The organism is Trinickia camelliae (genome assembly GCF_053525655.1).
The window spans coordinates 15,994-41,898 of record NZ_JBCHAA010000003.1 but is presented as its reverse complement, the minus strand read 5'-3'; the positions used below and the strand labels follow the sequence as shown (position 1 = coordinate 41,898).

Annotated in this window: 24 protein-coding genes; 12 read left to right on the top strand and 12 right to left on the bottom strand. The window is 63.7% G+C overall.

Annotated features, from left to right (window positions below; all coding sequences use genetic code 11):
• The 5 genes from AAHK20_RS06480 to AAHK20_RS06460 all read right to left on the bottom strand — a co-directional run bounded on the left by AAHK20_RS06480 (nt 1) and on the right by AAHK20_RS06460 (nt 5,141).
• Complete coding sequence (locus AAHK20_RS06480; protein ID WP_449180633.1) at nt 1–1,191, bottom strand: aminotransferase class I/II-fold pyridoxal phosphate-dependent enzyme; 1,191 nt, start codon at nt 1,189–1,191, stop codon at nt 1–3.
• Nucleotides 1,188–2,384 (bottom strand): aminotransferase class I/II-fold pyridoxal phosphate-dependent enzyme, encoded by a 1,197-nt coding sequence (locus AAHK20_RS06475; protein ID WP_449180632.1) that lies wholly within the window; start codon nt 2,382–2,384, stop codon nt 1,188–1,190. The genes AAHK20_RS06480 and AAHK20_RS06475 overlap by 4 nt, the downstream gene beginning before the upstream one ends.
• Nucleotides 2,385–2,415: 31 nt before the next feature.
• Nucleotides 2,416–3,108: a class I SAM-dependent methyltransferase gene (locus AAHK20_RS06470; RefSeq protein WP_449180631.1), complete on the bottom strand. Its 693-nt coding sequence runs from the start codon at nt 3,106–3,108 to the stop codon at nt 2,416–2,418.
• Nucleotides 3,109–3,124: 16 nt separating this feature from the next.
• Complete coding sequence (locus AAHK20_RS06465) at nt 3,125–4,120, bottom strand: glycosyltransferase family 2 protein (protein ID WP_449180630.1); 996 nt, start codon at nt 4,118–4,120, stop codon at nt 3,125–3,127.
• Nucleotides 4,121–4,262: 142 nt separating this feature from the next.
• Entirely contained in the window at nt 4,263–5,141 is an 879-nt protein-coding gene (locus tag AAHK20_RS06460) for a hypothetical protein (RefSeq protein ID WP_449180629.1), read from the bottom strand.
• Nucleotides 5,142–5,469: 328 nt separating this feature from the next.
• Here AAHK20_RS06460 and AAHK20_RS06455 point away from each other — a divergent pair, with 328 nt between their 5' ends.
• The 4 genes from AAHK20_RS06455 (at nt 5,470) to AAHK20_RS06440 (ending at nt 12,314) form a co-directional block, all read left to right on the top strand.
• Nucleotides 5,470–6,153, top strand: a complete 684-nt coding sequence (locus AAHK20_RS06455; protein ID WP_449180628.1) for a hypothetical protein — start codon at nt 5,470–5,472, stop codon at nt 6,151–6,153.
• The gene (locus tag AAHK20_RS06450) at nt 6,143–7,957 is read left to right on the top strand and encodes an O-linked N-acetylglucosamine transferase, SPINDLY family protein (RefSeq protein WP_449180627.1); all 1,815 of its coding nucleotides are present in this window, start codon (nt 6,143–6,145) and stop codon (nt 7,955–7,957) included. The genes AAHK20_RS06455 and AAHK20_RS06450 overlap by 11 nt, the downstream gene beginning before the upstream one ends.
• Nucleotides 7,958–8,022: 65 nt before the next feature.
• On the top strand, nt 8,023–10,314 hold the full coding sequence (locus tag AAHK20_RS06445) for a tetratricopeptide repeat protein (protein WP_449180626.1): 2,292 nt from the start codon (nt 8,023–8,025) through the stop codon (nt 10,312–10,314).
• Nucleotides 10,311–12,314 carry a tetratricopeptide repeat protein gene (locus AAHK20_RS06440; RefSeq protein WP_449180625.1) on the top strand — a complete coding sequence of 668 codons (2,004 nt, stop codon included), beginning with the start codon at nt 10,311–10,313 and terminating at the stop codon, nt 12,312–12,314. The genes AAHK20_RS06445 and AAHK20_RS06440 overlap by 4 nt, the downstream gene beginning before the upstream one ends.
• 66 nt (nt 12,315–12,380) lie before the next feature.
• Here the strand turns inward: AAHK20_RS06440 and fliT are convergent, their stop codons facing one another.
• The 3 genes from fliT to AAHK20_RS06425 form a co-directional block, all read right to left on the bottom strand.
• Nucleotides 12,381–12,677 (bottom strand): flagellar protein FliT, encoded by a 297-nt coding sequence (fliT, locus tag AAHK20_RS06435; RefSeq protein ID WP_449180624.1) that lies wholly within the window; start codon nt 12,675–12,677, stop codon nt 12,381–12,383.
• Nucleotides 12,678–12,711: 34 nt separating this feature from the next.
• Nucleotides 12,712–14,151 carry a flagellar filament capping protein FliD gene (gene fliD / locus AAHK20_RS06430; RefSeq protein WP_449180623.1) on the bottom strand — a complete coding sequence of 480 codons (1,440 nt, stop codon included), beginning with the start codon at nt 14,149–14,151 and terminating at the stop codon, nt 12,712–12,714.
• Nucleotides 14,152–14,383: 232 nt separating this feature from the next.
• On the bottom strand, nt 14,384–15,214 hold the full coding sequence (locus AAHK20_RS06425) for a flagellin domain-containing protein (protein WP_449180622.1): 831 nt from the start codon (nt 15,212–15,214) through the stop codon (nt 14,384–14,386).
• 412 nt (nt 15,215–15,626) lie between these two features.
• Here AAHK20_RS06425 and rpsU point away from each other — a divergent pair, with 412 nt between their 5' ends.
• On the top strand, nt 15,627–15,839 hold the full coding sequence (rpsU, locus tag AAHK20_RS06420; protein WP_006050883.1) for a 30S ribosomal protein S21: 213 nt from the start codon (nt 15,627–15,629) through the stop codon (nt 15,837–15,839).
• Nucleotides 15,840–15,941: 102 nt separating this feature from the next.
• On the opposite strand, the gene AAHK20_RS06415 is transcribed toward rpsU, so the two are convergent.
• Both AAHK20_RS06415 and AAHK20_RS06410 read right to left on the bottom strand, forming a co-directional pair.
• Nucleotides 15,942–16,370 (bottom strand): hypothetical protein, encoded by a 429-nt coding sequence (locus AAHK20_RS06415; protein ID WP_449180621.1) that lies wholly within the window; start codon nt 16,368–16,370, stop codon nt 15,942–15,944.
• A gap of 351 nt (nt 16,371–16,721) precedes the next feature.
• Nucleotides 16,722–17,327: a DNA-3-methyladenine glycosylase I gene (locus tag AAHK20_RS06410; RefSeq protein WP_449180620.1), complete on the bottom strand. Its 606-nt coding sequence runs from the start codon at nt 17,325–17,327 to the stop codon at nt 16,722–16,724.
• A 160-nt stretch (nt 17,328–17,487) separates the two neighbouring features.
• On the opposite strand from AAHK20_RS06410, the gene AAHK20_RS06405 reads away from it, so the two are divergent.
• On the top strand, nt 17,488–18,381 hold the full coding sequence (locus AAHK20_RS06405) for a glucosamine kinase nucleotide-binding domain-containing protein (RefSeq protein WP_449180970.1): 894 nt from the start codon (nt 17,488–17,490) through the stop codon (nt 18,379–18,381).
• Nucleotides 18,382–18,482: 101 nt separating this feature from the next.
• Nucleotides 18,483–19,304: a Cof-type HAD-IIB family hydrolase gene (locus tag AAHK20_RS06400; RefSeq protein ID WP_449180619.1), complete on the top strand. Its 822-nt coding sequence runs from the start codon at nt 18,483–18,485 to the stop codon at nt 19,302–19,304.
• Between the two features lie 23 nt (nt 19,305–19,327).
• Here the strand turns inward: AAHK20_RS06400 and AAHK20_RS06395 are convergent, their stop codons facing one another.
• Nucleotides 19,328–20,032: a histidine phosphatase family protein gene (locus AAHK20_RS06395; RefSeq protein WP_449180618.1), complete on the bottom strand. Its 705-nt coding sequence runs from the start codon at nt 20,030–20,032 to the stop codon at nt 19,328–19,330.
• A gap of 379 nt (nt 20,033–20,411) precedes the next feature.
• On the opposite strand from AAHK20_RS06395, the gene AAHK20_RS06390 reads away from it, so the two are divergent.
• Nucleotides 20,412–20,711, top strand: a complete 300-nt coding sequence (locus AAHK20_RS06390; RefSeq protein ID WP_449180617.1) for an H-NS histone family protein — start codon at nt 20,412–20,414, stop codon at nt 20,709–20,711.
• Between the two features lie 273 nt (nt 20,712–20,984).
• On the opposite strand, the gene AAHK20_RS06385 is transcribed toward AAHK20_RS06390, so the two are convergent.
• Nucleotides 20,985–22,049: a glycosyltransferase family 4 protein gene (locus tag AAHK20_RS06385; protein ID WP_449180616.1), complete on the bottom strand. Its 1,065-nt coding sequence runs from the start codon at nt 22,047–22,049 to the stop codon at nt 20,985–20,987.
• A gap of 713 nt (nt 22,050–22,762) precedes the next feature.
• On the opposite strand from AAHK20_RS06385, the gene flhD reads away from it, so the two are divergent.
• The 4 genes from flhD (at nt 22,763) to motB (ending at nt 25,885) form a co-directional block, all read left to right on the top strand.
• On the top strand, nt 22,763–23,083 hold the full coding sequence (gene flhD / locus AAHK20_RS06380) for a flagellar transcriptional regulator FlhD (protein WP_449180969.1): 321 nt from the start codon (nt 22,763–22,765) through the stop codon (nt 23,081–23,083).
• A 115-nt stretch (nt 23,084–23,198) separates the two neighbouring features.
• Entirely contained in the window at nt 23,199–23,753 is a 555-nt protein-coding gene (gene flhC / locus AAHK20_RS06375) for a flagellar transcriptional regulator FlhC (protein WP_449180615.1), read from the top strand.
• Nucleotides 23,754–23,991: 238 nt separating this feature from the next.
• The gene (gene motA / locus AAHK20_RS06370) at nt 23,992–24,852 is read left to right on the top strand and encodes a flagellar motor stator protein MotA (RefSeq protein ID WP_449180614.1); all 861 of its coding nucleotides are present in this window, start codon (nt 23,992–23,994) and stop codon (nt 24,850–24,852) included.
• A 28-nt stretch (nt 24,853–24,880) separates the two neighbouring features.
• Entirely contained in the window at nt 24,881–25,885 is a 1,005-nt protein-coding gene (gene motB, locus AAHK20_RS06365; RefSeq protein ID WP_449180613.1) for a flagellar motor protein MotB, read from the top strand.
• The last annotated feature ends 20 nt before the right edge of the window (nt 25,886–25,905 follow it).

The following is a 25,905-nucleotide window of genomic DNA, read 5'->3' as shown; positions in this document are numbered from 1 at the left end:
TTACGCTCCGAGCTTCCCGGCAATCTCGGCCGCATGGCGCTGGACGAAGCGGATGCGCTCCGAGATCTGCTCGACGACAACGGTATCGACTTGCGCGCCAAGCGGGAGTTGCAGGACCGATTCGCACAAGAGGTCAGTGTTCGGTAGCGCAGTGCCGCCAGCCGCCGCTGCGCGGCGCTGCGCGCCGAGGCCGCGCGCTCCGAGCGCTTCGATGTTCTCGGCAGCGAGAATCCCGATCAGCGCGTCGCGGGAGAGTCCGAACGTCTGCGCCTCTATCAGGCAGACCAGATTCTGGTGATTGCTCGCGCTCACGCCCGCAGGCGTCATGACGCGCAGCCCCGGAATGCCGGCAAGCTGCGTGCGGTACGCGTCGAATAGCCGGCGGTTGCGTGCGATGAACGCGGGCAGGTCGTCGAGGTTCATCAGCGCGATCGCCGCCTGCGCCTCGGAGAGCCGGCCGTTGCCTGTCTTGCCGACGGGCACCGGCCGCCCCATGCCGTAGTTGCTGCGGATGTTGCGCACGTGCGCGGCGAGATCGTCGTCATCGGTGCAGATGACGGCGCCTTCGGTTGCGCTCAGGATCTGGCTCGAATGGAACGAAATGACTTCGAGACGGCCGAACCCGCCGATCGGCTTGCCGCCGATCTCGCATGCAAACGCGTGTGCGGAATCGAAGTAGAGCGAGACGCCGCGGCGTTCGGCGAGCTGCTGCAAGCCTTGCACGTCGGCCGCGCCGCCCCAGAGATTCACGCCGAGGATGCCGCTCACGCCGTCGCGCAGATGCGGCTCGACCGTCTCGGGTGTCAGGTGTCCGGTCTCGATCGATACATCGCAGAAAGCAGGTTCGGCGCCGGCCCAGGCTAGCGATTGCGCCGTGTTGACAAAGCTGAACGCGGGCACGACGACCTTGCCTTTGACGCCAAGGGCTTGCGCGGCCAGCGCAAGGGCGATCGTCGCATTCGTCACGCACATCGCGTGCCGCACGTTGAGCCGCTCGGCGAGCCGCGCTTCGAGCCGCTGCGCGAGCGGGCCGTGATTCGTGTAGTACTGGCGCGCGAAGATGTCGCGAAACGCCGCTTCATAGCGCTCCCAGCTCGGAAAGTTGTGCTGGCCGACGCTGACGGGCCGCGGCAGCGCCGGTTCGGCGCCGAACAGGGCAAGGCCGGGCGACGCGAGAGTGTGTGTGTTCATGTCGGGAAACGCTCGTTGATCGCATCGGCGTGCGAGTGAATGAAGCGCAGCAGCGCGACGATCGATTCGATGTCGGCCTCGTCGACGAAATGGCCGCACGGAAGCATCAGGAAGCGTTCTGCGAGACGCTCGGTCGCGCTCAGGTCGCCGGCAACGGTCGGGTACTCGGTGCGCTTCTGGTGCAGCGCAGGGAAGTAATACGGGCGCGACAGCATGTGCTCGGAATGCAGAATCGCGAGCACGCGTTCGCGCTTTACCGGCCAGCCGTCCAGCAGTTCGACGACGATGTTTTTGAAGCCGCAGCGCTCGGTTTCGTCGAACGTGACAAGCCGCATGTCGGGCACCGTCGGGATCAGCCGCTTGTAGGCGTAGTAGCGGTTGCGATTGCGCAGCACCTGATCGTCGACATCGTCGATTGCCGCAAGCGCCATCGCGGCGTGAATCTCGTTTTGCTTGGCGTCGATGCCGATCGCGTCGAGTGTGTCGTCATCCTTGAGACCGAAGTGGCGCATGTCGCGCAGGCGCGCGGCGAGCTCGGCGTCGTTCGTCGTGACATAGCCGCCTTCGAATGCATTGAAGAGCTTGCTCGATTGCATCGAGAAGCATTCGGCGCGGCCGCACGAGCCGACCTTGCGTCCGCGGTATGACTCATAGACCGATTCCACCGCATCGAACACGAGCGGAATGCCCGTTTGCGCCGACAGCGCCTCGAGCCCTTCGACATCGCAGCAGTTCACGATCGGATGCACGCCGAGGATCAGCGCCGTGTTCTCGTTGATGCATGGCGCGGCCGTTTCGGCCGTGATCGAAAGCGTGAGCGGATCGACTTCGCAATAGTGCGGCACGAGCCCGGCCCACGCGACGATGTCGGCAAGGCGCCGGTACGTCAGCGACGGCATCACGACTTCGGTCTTGCCCGGCAGCGCGAGACACTTCATCGACAGCACAAGGCCCCAGAAGCCGCCCGCGAACGAGACACAGTGCGCGACGTCGTGAAACTTCGCGAGCCGCGCTTCGAGCTCGCGTTCCACGGCGCCGTGATCGGTGTACTGGCGCGCCTCGTGAAAGACTTTCGAGTAGTCGAGAAAGCGTTCGACATCGGGCTGCACGAGGTTCGAGATCGACCGGATCGTATCGAATACCGGCTGCCCGCCGAACACGGCGAGGTCGGTTGGCTGTGTCTTGCTAAACATGGGAAACGTCGCTCCCGATTCGTTGAATACGTCAGGGTGCCCGTTTGAGCACTGCGTTGTAGCGGTAATGGGCTTGATAGAACGACTCGGGCATGAACGAGACGTGCGTGAGCCATCCGCTTTTCGCAGCCAGCGCTTCGAGCTGCGCCGGCGAGCGCCACTTGCCGATCTGGGAGGCCGGATCGTCGAGTTCGGCGCGAAAGTCCTTATCCGCGGGGAAGAAAAGATGCGCGCGGTCGCGGTCGGGGAGGTTGCCGAGAAAGACCGTCGTGATACTCGTGAAGCGGGTCGCGAGCTCGCTTAGCACCTCACCCGCCTCGTCGTCGTTCAGATACGACAGCACTGCAAAGCAAACAGCCTTGGTGAAGCGTGCCGGCTCGGGCTCGCTGCGCAAGTATGAACAGACATTGTCGACGATGAACGAAAACCCCGGGCGCTGAAATTCGCGCTGCGCCACGGAGATCAGGTACTCGGAAAAGTCCACGCCGAGGTATTCGGCGCAGCCGTCGAACAGGAAATGCGAGAGCGCGCCGTTACCGCAGCCGAGCTCCAGCAAGTGCTCGCTGCCGTCGAGGGCGAGGCCCGCGCGCATCGAATCGACGATCAAACGGATCTGGTCGTCGGAGATGGGCTTGCCGTAGACCGTCCGGCGCACTTGCCCCCAGAGGTCGTCGGGCGGCAGAGTCTTCGGATATTCCTTGTAGTCGGATTTCGGGTATTCCATGCGGGAGGTATCCGTTTCAGGCGGAGGTTGCGGCGTGTGCTTGTGCTTGTGCGGCTTGCTGCTTGCGCTGCGCGATGCGCGATGCGACGCTCGCGCGTGCGAAGGCAAAGTCGGCCTGGAACCGTTCCGAAGTCAGCAGTTCGGCGGGCGCTCGCGTCGTCAGTTCCTCCAGGTTTGTGCCGAGGCGCGCTATCTCGGGCAGCGCGTTGGCGAAAACGCCGTAAAACCTTTGCAGGCGCAGCTTCGCGTTTTCGAGGCGAGCGCCGTGCAGGTTGCCAGCGGCGGCCTCGGAGCGCACGATCAGCTCCCATTCGTAGAGGCCCGCACTGAAGTTCGAGCTCATCAGCCCCGAGGCCTGCGTGTCGTGCTTGCGAAACGCGCTCAGATAGCCGCCCACCGCCACGAGCGGGGCGCGCTCGGCAATGTTCAGGAACATGGCTACGTCGCTGCCGAGAAAGTCGAGCTGCAGGCCGCGGTAATCGACGATTCGCTCGACATCGACGCGTTCCCGATCGAGCATCACGTTGCTCGGCTCGCCGACGAAGTTGTTCAGGTCTGCGACCAGGGCCTGCACGAGATACGTGCGATCGACGAGTGCCGTTTGACCCGGCTGCAAAAGCGGCATCGGCGTCTCGACGACCTTGTCGTTGCTGTCGATGATCACGCGGTCGTGAAACGCAAGCAACGAAGCGGGGTTGGCGGCCAGCGCTGCCGATAGCACCTCGGCCGAGGCAGGCATCAGGACGTCGTCGTCGCACAGCCACTTGACGTACTTGCCGCTCGCCCGGCGCCACAGCGCCTGGAAATTCAGCGTGCCCTTCTGGAAGCCGTGATGGAAATAGCGGATGCGCGGATCGTCGAACCGCTCGACGAGCGGCGCGAGAGCGGCATTGGGCGTGTCGTCTCCGATGAGGATTTCGATGTCCTGCAACGTCTGGCCCAAGGCGCTGATGATCGCCTGCCGGAGATACTTCGCCTTATACGCGGGAATCAGAATGCTGACCAAAGCCATGGCGGCAAATCCTTATTTTCGGTGCCGGTGTCCGGATGCTTGCGGCGCACCTTTGCCGCACGGCACTTTGCAATGTTCGAGAGCTTAGCGTCGCCCGTGAAGCTTCAATCGGCCAAAAAGACCGGAGTTTCTCCGCTATTCCTCACGTTCGCGGCGTTTGCGCCGCCGCCGCGTTGCGCGCTCTGCGCGCGGTCTGAATGAGCGTCTCGCGAATTTGCAGGAATATCTGCAAGTAACTTGCGCGGCCCGTTTCGATCGCTGCAGTCTTCAATGCGTCGAGCACCGACAGATCGACAGGGTACGGACTGACCATCGACCCCGACATCGGCAGCTGAATCGGGTCATATTGCTTCACGCGCCAATGGCGCTCTGCGGCGAGGAGCAGCGACACGACGCGCTCGATGATGAACACTTTCGACGGAGCGAAGCCGCTTCCATAGACGGCCGGCGCGTTCAGTTGGCCGCTGAGCGCGCTGTTGCCGGTTTCCGCGATCGCAAAGAGCGTTTCGCACATTTCGAGCCAACGGCGCCAAAACGCCGGTGTGGCCACAAAGTAATTGCAAAAGATGCTGTGGCGCGAATCCATTGGCGCCGCGTGCGGATCGATGCCCGGCGCGATGAGCGCGACGCTTTGCTCGAAGACTGGCCAAATGCCGGGCTGATTCGTCGCTGCCTGCTCGAACGTGTTCAGATATACGGCGCTCTGGTCGAAGAACGGCGAGAACGAGATGACGTCGGCATCGCTTTGCACGCTTGCGATGAATGCGTTGACGGCGCTCGAGCGGAGCGTGGTCTTTTGGCCGAACTTCGGTGAGAAGAAGCCGTAGAGCGTGTTTTCGTCGAGCGCATGCCCGAGCAGGAACTTGCGGATGGGCCAGTATTCGCGCCAGTCGGGCCGCTCTCCGCAATTGTCGAGCGGGATGAAGCCCGGATCGAGTTGAAGGCGCGTTTCGTCGGAGTAGTAGATCTGGCGAATTTCGACCGACCGTCCGCCGGACGATGGCTTCGAAAGTTCAAGCAAGGGATTGGCTCCGGTGATTGAGTGCCTCTCATGCGCGGCAAGCGCCGCGCGTGAGAAACCGCAGGATAGCGAGAGTTTGACGGTGGCGCGCCAGGTTGTATCGATCGAACAAGGTGTGGTTTCAGGCTCAATTCCCGATGTTCGAGTCGGCGAAAGCCGGCCTCTCGCCGGCCAGGGCGCCAGTGGCGCGGCGCAGTTCTGAAATTGAACGGGAAACGACGTGCTGTTCCTGAGATTGAAGAACGTACGGCAAGGCTATGCTGCGGTCTCTTGTCAGATGCGGCGTGAACGCGCTGTATCAGCCCGAATTGATTTCCTATCCCCACCGATGAAGCCGATCCGACTCGTATGTGGCACCCGGCATTCCGACGCGACCTTCGCCGCGCAATCCGCGCTCGGCCGCTCGCTGAAGCTGTACGATCACCAGCCGCCGCAGCAGTTGGTGCTGTTCGACAACAACAGCAAAGGCCTGTCGACGATCTACAACCGCGCGATCGAGCACGCCCGGGAGAACCCTGCGATTCTCGTCTTCATCCATGACGACATCTCGATCTGCGACTTCTTCTGGGCCGATCGGATCGACGAAGCCGTCAAGCACTTCGACGTCGTGGGCCTCGCCGGCAACACGCGCCGCGTGCCGCGCCAGCCGTCCTGGGCGTTCACGCCCGAGATGCAATGGGACCGCCGCGAGTTCCTGAGCGGCGTCGTCGGGCACGGCAAGGGCTTTCCGTGTGACGTCGTTTCGCGCTTCGGCCCATCGGGCCAAGCGTGCAAGCTGCTCGACGGCCTCATGCTCGTGGCCGACAGCGAGCGGCTCATCGAAAGCGGCCTGCGCTTCGACGAGCAGTTCGACTTCCATTTCTACGACCTGGACTTCTGTCGCCAGGCCGAGCTGAAGGGCCTGACGATGGGCACTTGGCCGATCAGCGTCGTCCACGAAAGCGGCGGTGCGTTCGGCTCGCCGTCGTGGCGCGCGGCCTACGAGCGTTATCTGCGCAAATATGGCGAGTAATCCGATGCCGGCGGCGGGCCGGCTTCCCCAGCCGATCGAAGTCGGCCTCGCGCATCAGCAAGCCGGGCGCCTCGCCGAGGCGGCGGCCGTCTACAAGCAAATTCTCGCCGTCCAGCCGAATCATCCCGACGCGCTGCATCTGCTCGGGCTCGTCGCCTATCTCGAAGGCAACTACGCGGCGTCGACCGAGCTCATCATGCGCGCGCTCGGCCATCGCGAGAGCGAGATCTTTTACGGCAACCTCGGCAATGCGTTTGCCGCGCTCAGCAAGCACGCGGCGGCTGCCGAGTGCTTTCGTTGCGCCATCGCGCTCAAGCCCGACTACATACACGCCCACAACAACCTCGGCAACATGCTGCGCGAGTGCGGCCAGTACGACGCGGCCGTGCAGAGCCTCAAGACCGTCATCGCGCTGAAGCCCGATCATGCCGAGGCGTACAACAACCTGGCCAATGTGCTGGTCGATCTCGGCGACCTCGACGCCGCGATCGACGCCTACCGAAAGGCGATCGCGCTGCGGCCGGACCTGCTCACGACGCGCAGCAATCTGCTGTTCATCCTCAGCTACCGCGAGAGTCTCGCGCCGTCCGACTACCTGGCGCAGGCGCTCGACTTCGGCCGCGTGGCGACGGCCCAGGCGCGACCGTGGTCGGGGTGGCATGTGCCGCTGGCAAGCCGGCGTGACGGGCCGTTGCGCGTAGGCCTCGTTTCCGGCGATTTCAAGGTCCATCCGACCGGGATTTTTATCGAGAGCATCCTCGCGCATGTCGACACGATACGGATCGAGCTCGTCGCGTATCCGACGCAGCGGATCGAAGACGAGCTGACCGCGCGCATCAAGCCGCGCTTCGCGGCGTGGACGAATCTCGCATCGCTCACCGACGAGGCGGCCGCCCGCCGGATTCGCGACGACCGGATCGACATTCTCGTCGACCTGTCCGGCCACATGAACCACAACCGCCTGCCGCTGTTCGCATGGCGGCCGGCGCCGGTGCAGGCGAGCTGGCTCGGCTACTTCGCGAGCACCGGGCTGCCCGCGATGGACTACGTGATCGGCGACGCGCACGTGCTGCCGGCCGCCAGCGAGAGCCAGTTTTCCGAGCGGCTCTGGCGACTGCCCGACAGCTATCTCTGCTTCACGCCGCCTGAAGAGAACGTGGCGGTCGGGACGCCGCCGCTTGCCGCGCGGGGGCACGTGACGTTCGGCTGCTTCAACCACCTGATGAAGATGAACGACACGGTGGTCGCCGTGTGGGCGCGCATCCTCCACGCGGTGCCCGGCTCGCGTCTTTTCCTGAAGGCCAAGCAGCTCGACGACGCCGCCACGCGCAACGAGACGCTCAGGCGCTTCGCCGCCGTGGGCATCGGCGCCGAACGGCTGATTCTCGAGGGCCGCTCGCCGCGCCATGAATACTTCGAAGCGTACAACCGCGTCGACATCGCGCTGAGCCCGTTCCCTTATCCGGGCGGGACGACGAGCGTCGAAGGACTCTGGATGGGCGTGCCCGTTCTGTGCCGCCGCGGCGACCGGTTTCTCGCGAACATCTGCACGAGCCTGCTGCACTCGGCCGGACTCGAGGAGTGGATCGCGGCCGACAACGACGACTACGTCGCGAAAGCCATCGCGTTCGCACGCGACCCCGAGCGCCTCGCCGCGCTGCGCGGCTCCTTGCGCGCGACGCTGCTCGCCTCGCCGCTGTGCGACGCCGCACGCTATGCGCGCAATCTCGAAGCGGCGTTCGAGGGGATCTGGCGCGAGCGCGTTGCGCAACTGGGTGCGCCGCCGCGAGATCCCGCGGCCTGAGCGCCGCGGCGCGATCGTCTCGGCATGCTTCGCTGCGCTGCCGTTTCCTCATCCACGGACTATCCATGCAAGACATTCGAGAGACGTTGAACGCCGCGCTGGCGCATCATCAGGCGGGCCGTCTCGCGGATGCGCGGACCCTCTATCAACAGATCCTGCACGCACAGCCGCGGCATTCGGACGCGCTGCATTTTCTCGGGCTGCTCGCCTGCCAGATCGCGCAGCATGATGCGGGCATCGCGCTGATGCGCGAATCGATCGCCGTCAATGCGAGCCCGATCTACTACAACAACCTCGGCAATGCGTTGCGCGACCACGGCCTGCTGGCCGAAGCCATCGCTGAATATCGCCGCGCGATCGCGCTCAAGAGCGACTACGCCGAAGCCCACAACAATCTCGGCAATGCGCTGCGCGAGGCCGGCGACGCGGCCGCGTCGCTGCAAAGCTGCGCTCGGGCCGTCGAATTGCTTCCCGGCTACGCCGAGGGCTACAACAATCTCGGCAATGCGCTGAAGGATCTCGGCCAAATCGACGCGGCCTTGCTCGCGTACAACAAGGCGATTGCCGCAAGACGCGACTTCGCGCTTGCTCACATCAATCTCGGCAATCTATTCAGGGAGCAAGGGCATGCCGATGCAGCGGTCGAATCCTATCGGACCGGCATCGCGCTCGCGCCGAACCTCGCCGCGGCGCACGACGCGCTTGCCGCCGCGCTGATGGATCGCGGCGACGTCGATGCGGCCATCGAGAGCTACCGGCGCGCGGCCGAGCTGCAGCCTGAACAGGCCGCGGCGCACAATGCCCTCGGCAACGCGCTGAACGGCGCCGGCCGAGCCGGCGAATCGATCGCCTCCTACGAGCGCGCGCTTGCCTTGCAGCCCGATCTCGCCGATGCGCATCACAATCTCGCCAACGCGCTGAAACGCCTGGGGCGCGCAGAGCAGGCGCTCGGCTTCGCGCAGCGCGCCGTGGAACTACGCAATGATGTGCCGTCGTTCCACAACAACCTCGGCATGATCCTCGCCGACCTGAACCAGTTCGACGCCGCGCTCCAGCGCTACCGCAAGGCGCTCGCGCTCGATCCCGATCTCGCGGAATCGCATACCGCCGTGCTGTTCGGCCAGGCCTATGCCGCGGGATGGTCGGCCGGCGCTCACCTCGCCGATGCGCGCTACTTCGGCCAGCGCATGGCCGCGCTGGCGTCGCCCTACAGGCAATGGCCGGCGCTGGCGGAGGCGTCGCGCGCGACGCGTGCGCTCAGGGTCGGCTTCGTGACGGCCGACTTTCGCGCGCATCCCACCGGCTATTTCCTGGAAAGCGCGCTCGCCCATCTCGACCTCGCGAAGATCGAGGCGATCGCATATTCGAACGGCTTGCAGCATGACGATGTCACGGCGCGCCTGAAGCCGCGCTTCGCCGGATGGCGCCACATCGCCGGCATGAGCGACGAAGCGGCGGCGCGCATGATCCACGAGGATCGCATCGACATCCTCGTCGACCTGTCGGGCCATACCGCGCGCAACCGGCTGCCGCTGTTCGCCTGGCGGCCGGCTCCGCTGCAGGTGAGCTGGCTCGGCTACTTTGCGACGACGGGGCTCGACGCGATCGACTACGTGCTCGGCGACCCGCACGTGCTGCCCGCGGAAGACGAGGGGCAATATGTCGAACGCGCGTGGCGTCTGCCGGACAGCTACCTGTGCTTCACACTGCCGACGCGGCAGGTGCCGGTCGGCCCGTTGCCCGCGCTGCAAGCCGGCCATGTGACCTTCGGGTGCTTCAACAATCACAAGAAGCTCAACGATGCGGTCGTCGCGGTCTGGTCGCGCGTGCTGCATGCGGTGCCGAATTCGCGTCTGATGTTGAAGAACTTCCAGCTTGGCGAGCCGATCATGCGGCGCGATACGCTGGCGCGCTTCGCCGCGCACGGCATCGGCAGCGAGCGGCTCGTGCTCGAGGGACCATCGCCGCGCGACGAGTATTTCGCGGCCTACCAGCGCGTCGATCTCGCGCTGGACCCGTTCCCCTATCCGGGCGGCACGACGAGCGTCGAAGGGCTCTGGATGGGCGTGCCGGTCTTGAGCCGCCGCGGCAACCGGTTCCTGTCCCGCCTCGGCGAGATGGTGCTGCAGACGGCCGGCTTGCCCGAGTGGATCGCCGGCGACGATGACGACTACGTCGCGCGCGCTGCAGCGTACGCCGCCGACCTGCGAGGCCTCGCGGCGCTGCGCGCCGGCTTGCGCGAGCGCGTGATTGCCTCGCCGCTTTGCGATGCGTCGCGCTTCGCCCGAAATCTCGAAGCCGCCTTCGCGCAAATGTGGCAGCGCAGGCTCGCGGCTATCAAGGTAGACAACCCATGAACACAATCGCACCGGATACGATCTCGCGGCAGGCCGTGGACGCCGGCCTCGGCCATCATCAGGCAGGCCGATTCGAGCAAGCGCAGGTGCTCTACGAGCACGCGTTGCAGCTCGTACCGCGCAATGCGGACGCACTGCATCTGCTCGGTGTGATCGCCATGCAGCAGGGCCGATATGCCGATGCGCTCGACCTGATCGCGCGCGCCATCGAGATCAGCCCGCAATCGATCTACTACGACAATCTCGGCTCGGCGATGCGCGGCTGGGGCAAGCTGGCCGCGGCTGCGGAGAGCTACAGCCAAGCGATCGCGCTCGATGCGGGCAATGTCAACGCGCACAACAACCTTGGCTACGTGTTGCAGCAGATGCGTCTTCACGCGGCCGCCGCGACGAGCTTTCGAACGGCCACGGTCCTCAAGCCCGATTTCGCCGATGCCCACTGCAATCTCGGCAACGCGCTGCGCGAGCTCGGCGATCTCGACGGCGCTGTCGAGCATTGCCGCCGAGCTCTGGAGATCAACCCCGCGCTGGGCGAGGCGCACAACAATCTCGGAAACGCGTTCAAGAACCAAGGCAGGCTGACCGAAGCGGCCCAGTGCTACGAGCGCGCGCTGGCCCTGTCGCCGCACGAGCCGCAGATCCCGCTCAATCTCGGCATCGTGCGGCGCGAAGAAGGGCGTCACGATGCGGCGATCGCGTGTTTCAGACAGGCCATCGCACTGCGGCCGTCGTGGGCGCACGCGTGGAGCAACCTGCTGTTCAGCCTGAGCTTCGCGCCCGGCGTCACGCCGGCTGACTACCTCGCCGAGGCCGCCGAGTTCGGGCGGCGCGTCGGCGCCGAGGTTCACCCTTACACGGACTGGCGCATCGACACGGCGGCAGGCGCGCCGTTGCGGATCGGCTTCGTGTCGGGCGATCTCAGGGCTCATCCCGTCGGGTTCTTTCTGGAAAGTGTCCTCGCGCAGTTCGACCCCGCGCGCATCCGCCTCTTCGCGTACACCACCCGACCTCAGGAAGACGAGCTCACCGCCCGCATCAAGCCGCGCTTTGCCGCCTGGCGCAGCATCGTCGACATGAACGACGAGGCCGCCGCGCGCGCGATTCGCGACGACGGCATCCATATCCTCTTCGACATGGCTGGGCACACCGACGGCAACCGTCTGCCCGTATTCGCCTGGAAGCCGGCGCCGGTCCAGGTGAGCTGGATCGGCTATTTCGCGTCGACGGGGCTGGCGGCCATCGATTACGTGCTCGGCGACGATTGCGTGCTGCCGGCCGGCGAAGCGCATCACTTCGTCGAGCGGCCGTGGCGTATGCCGCAAAGCTACCTGTGCTTCACGCCCCCCGAGCCGCCCGTGCCGATCGAGGCCGAGCCGCTGCCGGCCGACCGGCCGCTCACGTTCGGCTGCTTCAGCGATCTGGTGAAGATGAACGACCGCGTGGCGGCGGTGTGGTCGCGCATCCTCCATGCCGTGCCGGGTTCGCGTCTTTTCTTGAAGGCGAAGCAACTGGCCGATGCAAAGGTGCGCAACGCGACGCTCGCCCGCTTTGCGGCGCACGGTATCGGCGCCGAACGGCTCGTGATGGAAGGCCCTTCGCAGCACGCGGAGTATCTCGCCACGCACAACCGCGTGGACATCACGCTGAGTCCGTTTCCGTACCCTGGCGGCACGACGACGGCCGAAAGCCTGTGGATGGGTGTGCCGGTGCTGTGTCGCCGCGGCGACCGCTTCCTCGCGCACTTGTGCGAGAGCGTGCTGCGCGGCGCGGGCCTCGCCGACTGGATTGCATCGGATGACGACGACTACGTCGCGCGAGCCGTCGCATTCGCCCGCGACCGCGAGCGGCTTTCGGCGCTGCGCGACGGGCTGCGCGAACGGGTGCTGGCGTCCTCGCTGTGCGACGCGCCGCGCTTTGCGCGCATGCTCGAAGGGGAGTTCGCGAGGATGCTGGACGAGCACGGCATAAAAAAAGCCGCATTGCTGCGGCTTCGAGAGTGAATCCAATCCCGCATTGACGGCATGCGGTTGTTATTCGTTATCCGTATTCCGGGCTTGAGGCCGTCGTCAGAGCTTCCCCGTCGTGTTGTAGAGGCTCGTGGCGGCGATCCGCTTCATCGCTTCGCTTTGCCGGCTCATCATCGCCTCGCGCTCGTCTCGCGTCTTGCGCGTGATCGTCGCGTCCATCTCCTGGATCGCGCGAATCGTGGCGAGCGCTTCGGGCGTTTGCGTTGGGCCGAGCGTCATGAGAAGAGGGGAGCGCTCGTCGGCCAGATCGGACGCGAACAGCCAGTCGCCTGCCTCGACGGCGGTGGCGATCGTCTTTGTCAGTTCGTATGCGCGGGACAGCGATTCTTGCGTCATCGTTCTCGATCCTTGGTCAGGGGAAGCTCAAGCGTCAGGCCGACTTGTTCAGCGTGCCCGAGCTGCCGTTGCCGCCGAACAGCTGGTCCAGGTACGTTGTGTTGTTCTGCATCTGCGTCATCAGGTTGTTCAGCGCGGTGAACTGCGCGTTGTACTGGCTCGTCAGCGACGCCGCATAGGCAGTGAGGGTGCTCTGTTGCTGCGTCAGGCTCTGGAGGTCCGAGTTGAGCGCCTGGGTGCGCTGGGCGAATTGGCCGCCGGACTCCGTGTATGTCTGAGTGTACGCATTGAGCTGCTCGCCGATACCGTTCGTGCTGTTGAAGATGGCCGACACGGCGCTTGAGTTCGTGGTAAGCGCCGTTTGCAGCGCCGTGCTGTCGACGCTGATCGTGCCGTCCGGCTGCAGGTTCAGGCCAATCGACGACAAGCTGTACGTCTTGCCGCCCACGGTGATGCCGCTACTGACCATCGAGGCCATGTCGTTCGTAGCCGTGTTGAGCATGGCGTCGCCCAGGAGCGGTCCGGCCGTCGCACTCGTTGAGCCGCTCGCGGCGGTGTACGTCGACAGCCCGCTCGCGGTCGTGACCCACGAATTGTACGCAGTGACGAAATTGTTGATTGCGGTGGTCGCCGCGGTCGTGTTCCCGGCGACGGTGAGCGTTTGCGTGGTGCCGACCGCGGCGCTCGTGAGGTTGAGCGTCACGCCGGTGAGCGCGCCGGTCACGGTGTTGCTTGCGCTCGTGACCGTGCTGCCTGCGATCGAGAGCTTTGCATCCTGGCCGGCCGTGACCTGCGTGAAGCTGGCCGTGTTCAGGCCAGAGTCCACGCCGGTGCCGGCGGAGATCGACACCGTGTTCGCCGCGCCGGTCGAGGTCGAGGTGAGCACGAGGTGCTGACCGTCGGACCCCGTGACGACGGTAGCCGACACGCCGGGGTTGTTCGACGCGCCGTTGATGGCCGCCGCGACGCCGGCGAGCGTGTTGTTCGATGAGTTCAGGGCGATCGTCATCGAGCTGCTGCCGACGCCGACCGTCAGGTTGCCGGTGCCGAGCGTGGCACTGCTTGAATACGCACCAGAGGAAATCACGTTCGACTGGGCGATCTGCGTCACGTTGACCGAATAGGTACCCGCAACGGCGCCCGAGCCGGTCGCGACCGTCGCCGTGATGCCGCTGCCGCTCGCGGTGGCGCTCAACTGCTGGAGCGCGCTGCCGTCCGTGAGTCCCGACAGTGAGGTCTGCAGCGACGACATTGCCGATTGCAGCGAGCCGATCGCCGACAGGATGGTGTTGTCGGACGTCTGCTTGTTGGTGATCGTGGCCTGCTGGCCGGCGGTTTTCGCATTGACAAGGGCCGTGACGAGCGAGTTGACGTCGAGGCTCGACTTGGTCGATCCACTGATGATGGACTGGGCTGCTTGCGCCAGCGCGCTGCTTGCTGCGCTGGCGGAGGTGGACGTTGCCGTGGTCGACATGGGTAGCTCCGTTCGTTTCGCTCGTTGTTGCGAGGTTCGGTCCAGTGCAGGCTGGTAGAGGTGTTTGGCCCGATGGGCAAGTGCCGCCAATGACTACAGGGAGGAAGACCTCCCTGTGGTGTTGCTCGAGTTGCGCTGCTTTACCGGGGCCGCCGCGTGTCGCGCTATCCGGCGTCGTTGGTGGCCCCGCGCGGCACAGCGTGTCTCGCGACTCGCTGTGCGCCGGTCACGCTTACTGCAGGAGCTTCAGCACTTGCTGCGGCAGCGAGTTCGCTTGCGCGAGCACCGAGATACCGGCTTGCTGCAGCACTTGCGCCTTGCTCAGGTTCGCCGTTTCCGACGCGAAGTTCGCGTCGGTGATTTGCGACATGGCCGAGCTCGTGTTGGTCGATTCCGTTTGCGTGTTGGTGATGGCCGACGCGAACGTGTTCTGCGCAGCACCGAGCTGGGCTTGGAAGTTGTTCACTTGCGTGAGCGCGGCATCGATCGCCGTGATCGCGTTTTGAGCACCCGAGGTCGAGGCAACGGAGAGACCCGTCAGGTTCATGCCGGCCGAGTTCCAGTTCGTCGTGCCGAAGTTGGCCGTCAGGTTCTGGTTGGCCGAAGCGCCGATCTGGAAGGTCACGCTGCCGCTCGTGCCGAGCGCGCCGCCAAGAACGGTTTGGCCGTTGAACGTCGTTTGCGAGGCAACGCGGTCGATTTCAGCCAGACGCGTCGTCACTTCCGACTGCAGGTTGGCTTGTGCTGCCGTACCCAGCGAGCCGTCGCCCGACTCGACCGCCAGCTGGCGGATACGTTGCAGGTTGTCGACCGTCGACGTGATCGCGCCGCCAGCCGTTTGCAGCATCGAGATGCCGTCGTTCGCGTTCGACACGCCTTGGTTCAGCGCGTTGATCGACGCCGTCATCGTCGTGGAGATCGCGAGGCCTGCTGCGTCGTCGGCTGCCGAGTTGATCCGCTTGCCCGACGACAGGCGGTTGATTGCTTGCGACAGCGCGTTCTGCGAGCCCGACAGATTCGTCTGGGCTTCGAGCGACATGATGTTGGTATTGATGTTCAGCATTTTTTTCCTCGTTTGGAAAACGCCTTAGAGATCGGCTATTTCAAGGTTCGGCGACGCGCTTATCGCGAGTGGCGCTGACCGCCTTTCCTGGTTGTCGGCGGGGGGTGGAGAAAACTTTAGGGAAGGGAGACGAAATTGGTGACAGCGCATTGGCAGCCCCGAGGCGAGGGCGTCCGGCTGCTCGGCAACGCAAGTGCTTGAAGGCAAATGTCAAAGTTGTGGTCGACGCGACGTTTACCTGTTATGATCGCTGGTTCGCGGGTGAACTCCGCACGAATTCCCCCGGCCCCCGGGGCCGATTGCCTCTCGTTTTGCTGCTTGCGGCAAGCGTCGGGAGGGCCGGCGCGAGGCGGACTGCCGTGAGTGGGCAGGTGCCACGCATTTTGACCGTATCAAGCGACTTAGGAATTACATGACCACTATTCTTCTGAAGGAAAACGAGCCGTTCGAAGTGGCGATCCGCCGCTTCCGTCGCGCAATCGAAAAAAATGGCCTGATCGCCGAGCTGCGTGAGCGCCAATCTTACGAAAAGCCGACGACGGCTCGTAAGCGCAAGAAGGCAGCCGCTGTGAAGCGCCTGCACAAGCGCCTGCGCAGCCAAATGCTGCCGAAGAAGCTCCACTAAGCTTCCCCGGCGCGCGGCGTAGAGCCGCACGAAAAGCAGTCAAGACGGCGGTGTGTGCTTCGAAAGAAGCACACACCGCCGTTGCGCTTTGGAGACGGGGTTTCAGGCGGCGTGCTTCTTGACGAGCTCTGCAGAAAGACCGAACTGGCGCGCGATCGACGTCAGCCGCTCGTGCCACTCCCAGACGCCGAACACATCGTGGACGTTTTGCAGGCAACTGAGGAGTTCCACCGTCGTCGGGTCGAAGATATTGACGCGTGACCTGAGCAGCGCCTTCTTGAGTGCGGCGACGCCAGCATCCATGTAGGCCGGCACTTCGTCGGGGCGCTTGCCGATGTAGCGGACCGGCACGCCTTCCATCGCCGTCATGTAATCGCGCGGCTGGATGAGGCTGCCGACCGGGCAGCCGCCGCAATAGCCCCGATAAGCGCCCCCGCCTCGCGGGAGCAGCGCGGCGCGCCCTTGGCCGAAAAGATGGTCCACGGCGTGGTCGAACAACGCCTGATGCGTCAGGAAATTCAGGTTCTTCATGGTTTTGGCGGCTTGCGCGAAAGTGCGGCGGCCGTTTGTTGTCTTATACGTGCGGGTATAACGCTTCGATCGGTAAAAACGAAGACATTTTCTAGACGAGTTCGCAGTTTTGACCGCGTGCGGCGGTGTAGCAGACGAGCATCGAAAGCGCGTTGAACCTTACCCGACAAGGTTCGCCACCGCCTTGCGCCAAGTCCGGCGGCTGCGTTTCAGGACTTTCCCTAGCGGCGGTGCGCGCCGTGGCGGGTGTTGCGAAAACGCAAACCGGGTGGGGACAAGCCTGTTGGACCGTAAGCGGTGCGAGGACTTTGTCGCGGCAGCAGCTTCGCGGGCGCTCCAGCGCCGCCAGACTTAGGCGCTCGCGCGTTTGCGTCCCTTTTTGCCAAGCGCCGCGCACCGGTCGTGACAGATGCAATCGATTTCGTGGTCGTTCACCATGCCCACCGCCTGCATGAACGCGTAGCAAATCGTCGATCCCACGAACTTGCAGCCGTATTTCTTGAGCGCTTTGCTGAGCGCGTCGGAGATTTCAGTCGAAGCGGGCGCGTCTTTATATGATGCGTGACGATTCTGAATCGGCACGCCGTCGACGAACGACCAAACGAAGTTCGCGAGCGAGCCGTGCTCGACGCGAATCTGCTGGACTGCACGCGCATTGAGGATGGCGGATTCGATCTTCGCCCGGTTGCGCACGATGCTCGTGTCCTGCATGAGCGCTTCGACCTTCTTCGGCGTGAAGCGCGCGACGGCATCGGCATCGAAGTTCATGAAAGCGCGCCGGTACCCTTCCCGCTTGTTGAGAATCGTCGACCATGACAGCCCGGCTTGCGCGCCTTCGAGCACGAGCATTTCGAACAGGTGCCGGTCGTCGCGCGAAGGCACGCCCCACTCGGTATCGTGATAGTGCTGATCCGCTTCGCTTTTCACCCAGTGGCAACGGTGCGTCTCTTCTGTCATTTGCGTGCCTCGATTTGATTTCTGCTTTGATTTGCGCCGAGAGTCTCGCGCCAAGGATAGCGTATCGGTGCCGCCCGACAACTAGGCCATTCGGCCGATTGGCGCGCGGCGCCGAAGCGGATAACCTCGCACTCAACGTTTTTTCACGAGCGAATAGATGATGGACAGGCATGATTTTCTGATCGGCGTCGACGGCGGCGGTACAGGCACGCGTGTCGTGCTGGCGGACGCGCACGGCGTCGAAATGGCGCAGGGCACGGGCGGCTCGTCAGGGCTGGGCCTCGGGGTGGAGCGCGCCTGGCAATCGATCGAAGCTGCGGTGACGCAGGCGTTCGAGCGAGCGGGCGCAGCGCTCGATTGGTCGCGTTGCGCGCTCGCCTGTGGGCTTGCCGGCGTGAACAATCGCGACTGGCTCGCCGCCTTCGTCGCGCAAGCGCCCAAGCTCGCCGCGCTCGTGATCGAGAGCGATGCGTACACGACGCTGGTCGGCGCGCATGACGGGGCGCCCGGTGTGATCGTCGCGCTAGGCACCGGCAGCATCGCGGCGGCGCTGGATGAAAAGGGCGCTTGCCGCATCGCGGGCGGCTATGGATTTCCGTCGGGCGACGAGGCGAGCGGTGCCTGGCTCGGCGTGCGCGCGATCGTCCACGCTCAGCGCTCGCTCGATGGCCGCACGCAGCCGGATGCGTTCTCGCAGGCGTTGCTCGCGCGCACCGGCGCGCAGGATCGCGACAGCCTCGTCGTTTGGCTCTGCGCGGCGAATCAAACGGCCTACGCGAGCCTGGCGCCGCTCGTGCTCGAGCATCGGACGCATCCGTTTGCCGCCGCTTTGCTCGCGCAGGCCGGCGCCGACATCGCAAACCTCATCGACGCGCTCGATCCGGCTGCGCAGTTGCCCGTCGCGCTGTGCGGCGGGCTTGCCGAACCCTTGACGCCGTTCGTGCCGCCATCGCATCGCGCGCGGCTGCGCGTACCGCTCTCGGATTCGGCGCACGGGGCGCTGCGTCTGGCGCAGCGTGAAGCGGCGCGCGCCGCGCAGGCCGCCAAGCCATGAGCCAATGCGGGACCAAAGTGGCGCAATCGGCGGGTGTCATCGGGCCGTCGCGCCAAGCGGCGATAAAATAGGACTTTTGCCGAAGCCGCCCTCACTTACCCATGTACAAAGTCATCGCCACCGATCTCGACGGAACCCTGCTCAATAGCGATCACCAGCTCGACCCGTTCACGGTGGCGACGGTTCGCAAGCTCGCGGACGACGGCGTGCATTTCGTCATAGCGACGGGGCGCCACTATTGCGACGTGGCCGGCATTCGCGACATCCTGGGCATTCGGCCGCATTTGATTACTTCGAACGGCGCCCGCGTGCATGCGCCCGACGACACGATGATCCACTCACAGGATCTGCCTCCGGCTACGGTGCGCCGGCTCGTTCAGCCGGATATCGCCGGCGCGCATGGCCGCATCATCGTCAACCTGTTTGCCGACAAAGCCTGGCTGATCGACCGCGACGCGCCCGAACTGCTCGCGTTCCATCAAGATTCGGGGTTCCGTTACGAGGTCATCGATACGCTGGCGCACGACGGCGCCGATATCGCCAAGGTGCTCTACATCGGCGAACCGGACGATCTCGCGCAAGTGGCGGCGAAGCTCGAAAGCGAATTCGGCGACGCGCTCTACGTCACCTACTCGCTGCCCGATTGCCTCGAAGTGATGACGTCGAACGTTTCAAAGGGGCGCGCGCTGCAATTCGTGCTCGAGCGGCTCGGCGCCGACGCGTCGAAATGCGTCGCGTTCGGCGACAACATGAACGACATCGATCTGCTCGAAACCGCCGGGCACCCGTTCATGATGAATAACGCCAATCCGCACCTGATCGCGCGTTTGCCGCAAGTGCCGCGCATCGGCAATAACTTCGAAGCTGGCGTCGCGCATCAGTTGCGCAAGCTGTTTTCGATGAAGGACGAGATCGCGTCGTAGCGGCGTCCAGCTCCCGCATCGATTCAATTCGACGCTGCGGCCGTTGCCGCCGGGCTCGATGCCGTATCGGCAGCAGCAGGCAACGTCGCGCAGGGACAGTCCTTCGAGCGTCCGTCGAGCCCTTGCTGCTCATGTCTGAAGCTTGCGCGCGGCGTGCCGCTGTGCCAGTCGACTTTCACGATGTAAATGCTGTCGAAATCGGCGCTTTGCCAATGCGGGACGTCGTTCGCGTTGCCGCCGTGCGCCGCCAGCATGTCACGCACGAGTTTTTCGATCAGCTTATGCTCCCAGGCGATCACGACGAGCTTGCCGCGATAGTCGGGCGCGACGAGCGTGCGTTCGAGCTTGTCGATCTGTGACAGGCCATACGGCGTCTGAATGGGCATGCCGAATTGAATTGCCGTCGGCTCGATGGTCGCGAGCGGACGAACGTAGTAATACAGGTGGCCGCCGTCTTTCTTCTGCTCGCCTGGGTCTGGCGCGTAAATCGCGTCCGGCTTGCCGTATTTCGCGGCGATCACCGCGGGCAGTGCGAGTGCGCGGTTCAATCCTTGGCAATCGAGCTGCCCATAGCCTTGCGCGGGTTTTTCTCCATGCCGCACGAAGACGAGCGTCTCGATGTCGCCGGCGGCGGCCTCTGCGGCGCTCGCGGCCGGTGCGAGCAGGCCGGCGCACAAGGCGACGCCGGCACATAGAAAACCCGTGACGTATCCACGCGAAAGATTCATTTCCAACCACCTTGGCAAGCCATTCAAAGTCGGACGATTCTAGCAGCGCGTGAAACCCGCCACAGAACCGTCATCGGCCAATGTCAGCGATACGGTATCCTAATGAGTGCGCCGGGTATGTGAGTCCGATTAACGCCATTCACTAATGCGCATTGACAGGTCGTTATCGGCAATTTGTCTGCGCGGTAGTCAACAATTGTTAAATAACAATGAGCTGATCCTGATAATTTCCTAATTAGGAGCCTTCTGCGGTAGTGTAACGATCTTTAATAAATTATCAGATGATTTGTGGTAAGACTGGGTAAATTGCGCATTGCTTATTGCGTTCTTTACGACTAATCTCGGGGCAAACGACGTGTACAAAAGAGGGAGGCCAAACATGTCTCAATACGCGGATCTGAAGGCGCAAATCGCCAAGTTGCAGGCCCAGGCAGATGATGCCCGGCGCACTGAAGTCGGAAACGTGATCGCTGAAATCCGCCAGAAGATCGCCGAATATGGTCTTTCGGCGCACGATCTGGGTTTTGCGGAAGCCGCGCGCCGCGGTCGTCCGCCGAAGAAGGCGCCGCTGCCGCCGAAATACCAGGATCCTAAGTCAGGGAATACCTGGAGTGGCCGGGGCAAGCCGCCTAAATGGATCGTCGGAAAGAATCGGGATCGCTTCCTGATTCAACCATGACGATAACGGCTGAAGCGAAAGCGAATTGAAGGTAAACGGGGCGTCGCGGTAAATACCTAAATTGGCAGGCGCATCGGGGTTATGCGCGCCGACAAGAAAAAAGGCATTTCTCGGCAATTTTATTGAGGATTTCCCTACTCGCTCGGGCAGGACTTTCCTGCGGCTTTATCGGGGCGGCGAGTCGGGCTACCGCGGCACTCCTGAAATGCGACGGGCGGCGCTTCATTACTGAAGCGCCGCCCGTCATTTCTATTCTTCAGTTGAAGAGATCGTTCAGCCGGCAGCCACGCGACGCAAGACGGGGCGGCGTGCGCGCTGCACGAGCGCCGTATACCCGTCGACATAATTCTGCGCCATCGTCTTTGAGCTAAAGCGCTTCTCGAACTGCGTGCGGATCTCGATGCGCGACAGTTCGTCGAGCCGCTGCAGCGCGGCGACCGCGCCCTGCACGTCTTCGACGATATAGCCCGTCACGCCGTGGTCGATCACCTCGGGCACCGACCCGCGGTTGAATGCGATGACGGGCGTGCCGCACGCCATCGATTCGATCATCACGAGGCCGAACGGCTCGGACCAATCGATCGGGAACAGCAGCGCTTTCGCGCCGGAAAGGAATTCCGGTTTTTGCGCTTCGTTGATTTCACCGACGAATTCGACGTGCGCCTGCGACAGCAGCGGCTCGATCTCGGTCTTGAAGTAATCCTGGTCGACCTTGTCCACCTTGGCGGCGATCTTCAGCGGCAGACCGCTCAGCGCGGCGATCTTGATGGCTGTATCGACGCGTTTTTCCGGACAGATGCGTCCCAGGAACGCGAGGTATTCGGGCTTCTTCTGCGGTTGCGGGGTCAAAAGCCCTTCCGGCAGGCCGTGGTAAATCGTATTGAGCCAGTTGGCCTGCTGCAGAGGCAGCCGCTGCGAATCGGAAATCGACACGACCGGTGCATCGGTGAAGGTGTCGAACATCGGTTGCAGCTCGGGCAGGTCGAGACGGCCGTGCAGCGTCGTGACGAACGGCGTGTCGAGCCCGGAAAAGAGCGGGAACGGCAGGTAATCGAGGTGAAAGTGCAGCACGTCGAACTCGTGTGCGACACGGCGTACCTTTTCGAGCAGCAGCATATGGGGCGCGAGCGCGTCGCGGATCGACGGATCGAGTCGCAGCGCGCGCGGCCAAGCCGCTTCGAGGTTCGCCGAGGTGACCGAGTCGCCGCTTGCGAAGAGCGTGACGTCGTGGCCGAGGTCGACGAGTGCTTCTGTGAGGTAGGACACGACGCGCTCAGTGCCGCCGTAGAGCTTCGGGGGTACAGCTTCGTAAAGCGGCGCAATTTGGGCGATTCGCATGCGTAACTCTCCTTATTCAAGAACTTCTCGGGCCGGGTGGCCGCCACGCTGACGTAGCGAGGGCCCGGCCCGGCGGCCGGAAACGCGCGGGTTACGCGCTCCGGCAAAGGATGGCCGACAATGGCTTAGGTAGGCTTGGCCGTCCCACGGAGATCATTATCGGGATCGAGCGCACGGATTCGAGCCATTTTTCAAACACTTGCCGCTTGTTACAGGCCGAAACACCGGCCCGTTCCTTGCGGTCGGCCTGACTCGCCAGTCAATACCGGGAAAAACGCAAGCCGGATCTCCGCGCCCGCTTCCCTAAGCAGAAATCGGGCCGCATGGGTTTGGCGAATGATTTGGCGAGCGAGGCGATCGATCTGAATTGAGGAGAGAAAGGAAAGGGAAGGTCTGTCGTCAGGGCATTTGTTGCGGCGTCGTGAAATCTCTCTATAATTTCGGCAAACGCTTTACGTCTCTTTTTTCGCGCCATTACAAGGCCGCTCAATACGACAGCGTCAATCCCCGGTGCGTCGTTCTTGTCAGAAAAATTCCTACACGTTTTATAGACTTTTCCGTCGAGTAGACGGGGTGTCCGTCCGATTTCCCCCCCTTGCACCTTCCGAGACAATGCAGACAGGACCATAAGCGGGCTCATCGTGCGTCTTTTTTACGCGCGGGCGAGCAAACGTTTCCGTAAGCCTGACCAGCTAGAAAGACTCGGGGGAATTATGAGCGCCACAAGCGAAATGCTCAGCGAGATCAAAGAAGTAAACCTGTCGTATCTATTGCTCGCGCAGCGTCTTTTGCGCGAAGACAAGGCGATGGGCATGTTCCGCATGGGAATCAGCGATCAATTGGCGGATGTGCTCGCCAACCTCTCGCTGGCGCAAACCGTCAAACTCGCCGCATCGAATCAAGTGCTGTGCCGCTTCCGATTCGATGATCACGCCGTCCTGTCCTCGCTTGCCGACAAGGGCAAAACCAACGCCGTCGCGCAGGCGCATTCCGCCATCCTGATGGCGAGCCAGCCGGCCGAAGCCATCGGCTGATAGCGCATAGACGTCATTGCCGTAACAGCGAGCATGCCGCCTGGCGGCCATGCCGCTGACGGGTAATGCCGTATCGGGGCAAAACAAGCAGTCAAGAACGCAGGACACATCGCGGATGGCCACAAAAAGCGTGGTGCTCGAAGTCAAGGAAATCACCTTGGCCATCGAGTTGATCGAGCTTGGCGCACGTTTGCAATTGCTCGAAGCAGAAACGAGCCTGTCGCGCGACCGGCTCATCAAGCTGTACAAGGAACTGAAAGGCGTTTCGCCGCCGAAGGGCATGCTGCCGTTCTCGACGGACTGGTTCATGACCTGGCAGCCGAACATCCATTCGTCCCTGTTTTACAACACCTACCGGTTCATGGTGGAGCACGGCGGCTGCGAGACGATCCAGTCGATCGTGAAGAGCTACCGGCTCTATCTGGAGCACGTGCATCTGCACAGCGAGGAGCCGCTTCTGAGTCTCACGCGCGCCTGGACGCTCGTGCGCTTCTTCGATTCGGGAATGCTGCAGATGACCGCCTGCACGCGTTGCGGTGGACACTTTGTCGCGCATGCGCACGACCCGCAGCATGGTTTCGTCTGCGGCTTGTGTCAGCCGCCGTCGCGCGCGGGCAAGACGAAGAAGGCCGGCGCGTCCAAGGCCGATCTGGTCGAGCTGGCGGCTTGATGACTGTGAGAAGCGCGAGCAGGCCGCCGGAAGGACACCGGAAGGCCGACTCGATCGCTGATCCACGGCGCGCTCGCGCCTAGCGTAGTAAGGCGCCGTAAGGCGGCGCCCCCGCCCGATTCGGTGGCTCGTGGTTTACACGGCCCGCCCTGCCTGCTTTTCCCCTCAAAGTTTTTGCCTCGAGTGCCGTAAACCAATTAACGACGGTCTCCCCGTCGCTCTTTGTGAGGGCCCGGCAGTGCTGATTTTCATTGGAGTGTTCGTTACGCTGTTGTCCGTCTTCGGCGGTTATGCGCTGGCAGGCGGGCATCTGGGTGCGCTGATTCAGCCGACGGAAATTCTGATGATCGTCGGAGCCGGCGTGGGTGCGTTCGTCCTCGGCAACGGAATCAAGAACATCAAGGCGACGGTGCGTGTGCTGCCGACGCTGTTCAAGGGTTCGAAGTACAACAAGGACGTCTACATGGAGCTGATGGCGCTCCTTTACGTTCTGCTTGCGAAGGCGCGCAAGGAAGGCACGCTGACGCTCGAAGCCGACATCGACGATCCGGAGAAGAGCCCGATCTTCACGCAGTATCCGAAGATCCTCGCCGACAAGCACATCGTCGAATTCCTTACCGACTATTTGCGCTTGATGGTCGGCGGCAACATGAACGCGTTCGAAATCGAAAGCCTCATGGACGAGGAGATCGAGACGCATCACGCCGAAGGCGAAGGTCCGGCGCACGCGTTGAGCCGCGTCGGCGATGCGATGCCGGCCTTCGGTATCGTCGCGGCCGTGATGGGCGTGGTGCACACGATGGCCTCGGCCGACAAGCCGCCCGCCGTGCTGGGCGCGATGATCGCGGAAGCGCTCGTCGGCACCTTCCTCGGCATTCTGCTTTCCTACGGTCTGATCGGGCCGCTCTCGAGCCTCGCCGAGCAGCGCGTCGCCGAGTCGACCAAGATGTTCCAGTGCATCAAGGTCACGATCCTCGCGAGCCTGAACGGCTACGCGCCGGCGATCGCGGTCGAGTTCGGCCGCAAGGTGCTCTTTTCGACCGAGCGTCCGTCGTTCGCCGAGCTCGAAGAGCACGTGCGCCGCGTGAAAGCCAAGTAAGCGCGCCAACGGAATCGGGGACTCGGCCATGAGCAAAGGAAAAGAGCGCGCAATCGTCGTCAAGCGCGTGACGGCAGCGAAGAAGTCGCACCACGGCGGCGCGTGGAAGCTCGCGTACGCGGACTTCATGACCGCGATGATGGCGTTCTTCCTGTTGATGTGGCTCTTGAGCGCGGTCACGCCCGTGCAGCTGAAGGGCATCGCCGAATACTTCCAGCAGCCGCTCAAGGCCGCGCTCTTCGGCGGCGACCGCAGCGCCGAGGATTCGAGCATCGTCAAAGGCGGCGGCCGCGACATCTCGACCGACAAGGACGGCGTCACGCGCCGCAGCGACGGCGACACCTCGAAGGCCACGAGGACCGCCTCGAAGAGCGACGACGAAGCAATCAACCAGCAGCAAGGCTCGCTCGAGCGCCGCGAACAGGTCCGTCTGCACGATCTGCAAATCAAGCTGATGGCCGCGATCGAAGCGAACCCCATCCTGCGCCAGTTCAAGCAGCAGATCCGCGTCGACTCGACGCTGACCGGCCTGCGCATCGAAATCGTCGATACGCAAAAGCGGCCGATGTTCGCGACCGCGAGCGACGACGTCGAGCCGTACATGCGCGACATCCTGCGCGCGATCGGCCAGACGCTGAACGACGTGCCGAACCGCATCGTCGTCCAGGGCCACACCGATGCCGTGCCGTATGCCGGCGGCGAGAAGGGCTACAGCAATTGGGAACTGTCGGCGGATCGCGCGAACGCCTCGCGCCGCGAGCTGATCGCGGGCGGCATGGACGAAGACAAAGTGCTGCGCGTGATCGGCCTCGCCTCCGCGCAGAACCTGAACAAGGCCGATCCGCTCGATCCGGAGAACCGGCGCATCAGCATCATCGTGCTGAACAAGAAATCGGAAGACGCGCTGACGCGCGACGACACCTCCACGACGACGCTGTCGGACGACGCGGCGGGCGCAAAAGCCCTTAGCAACACGCTCGCGCCGGCGCCCGCCGTGGCTCCTCAACCCGTGACCGTGCCGGCCAAGCCATGAGCGGCGCGCCCTTCGCGCAG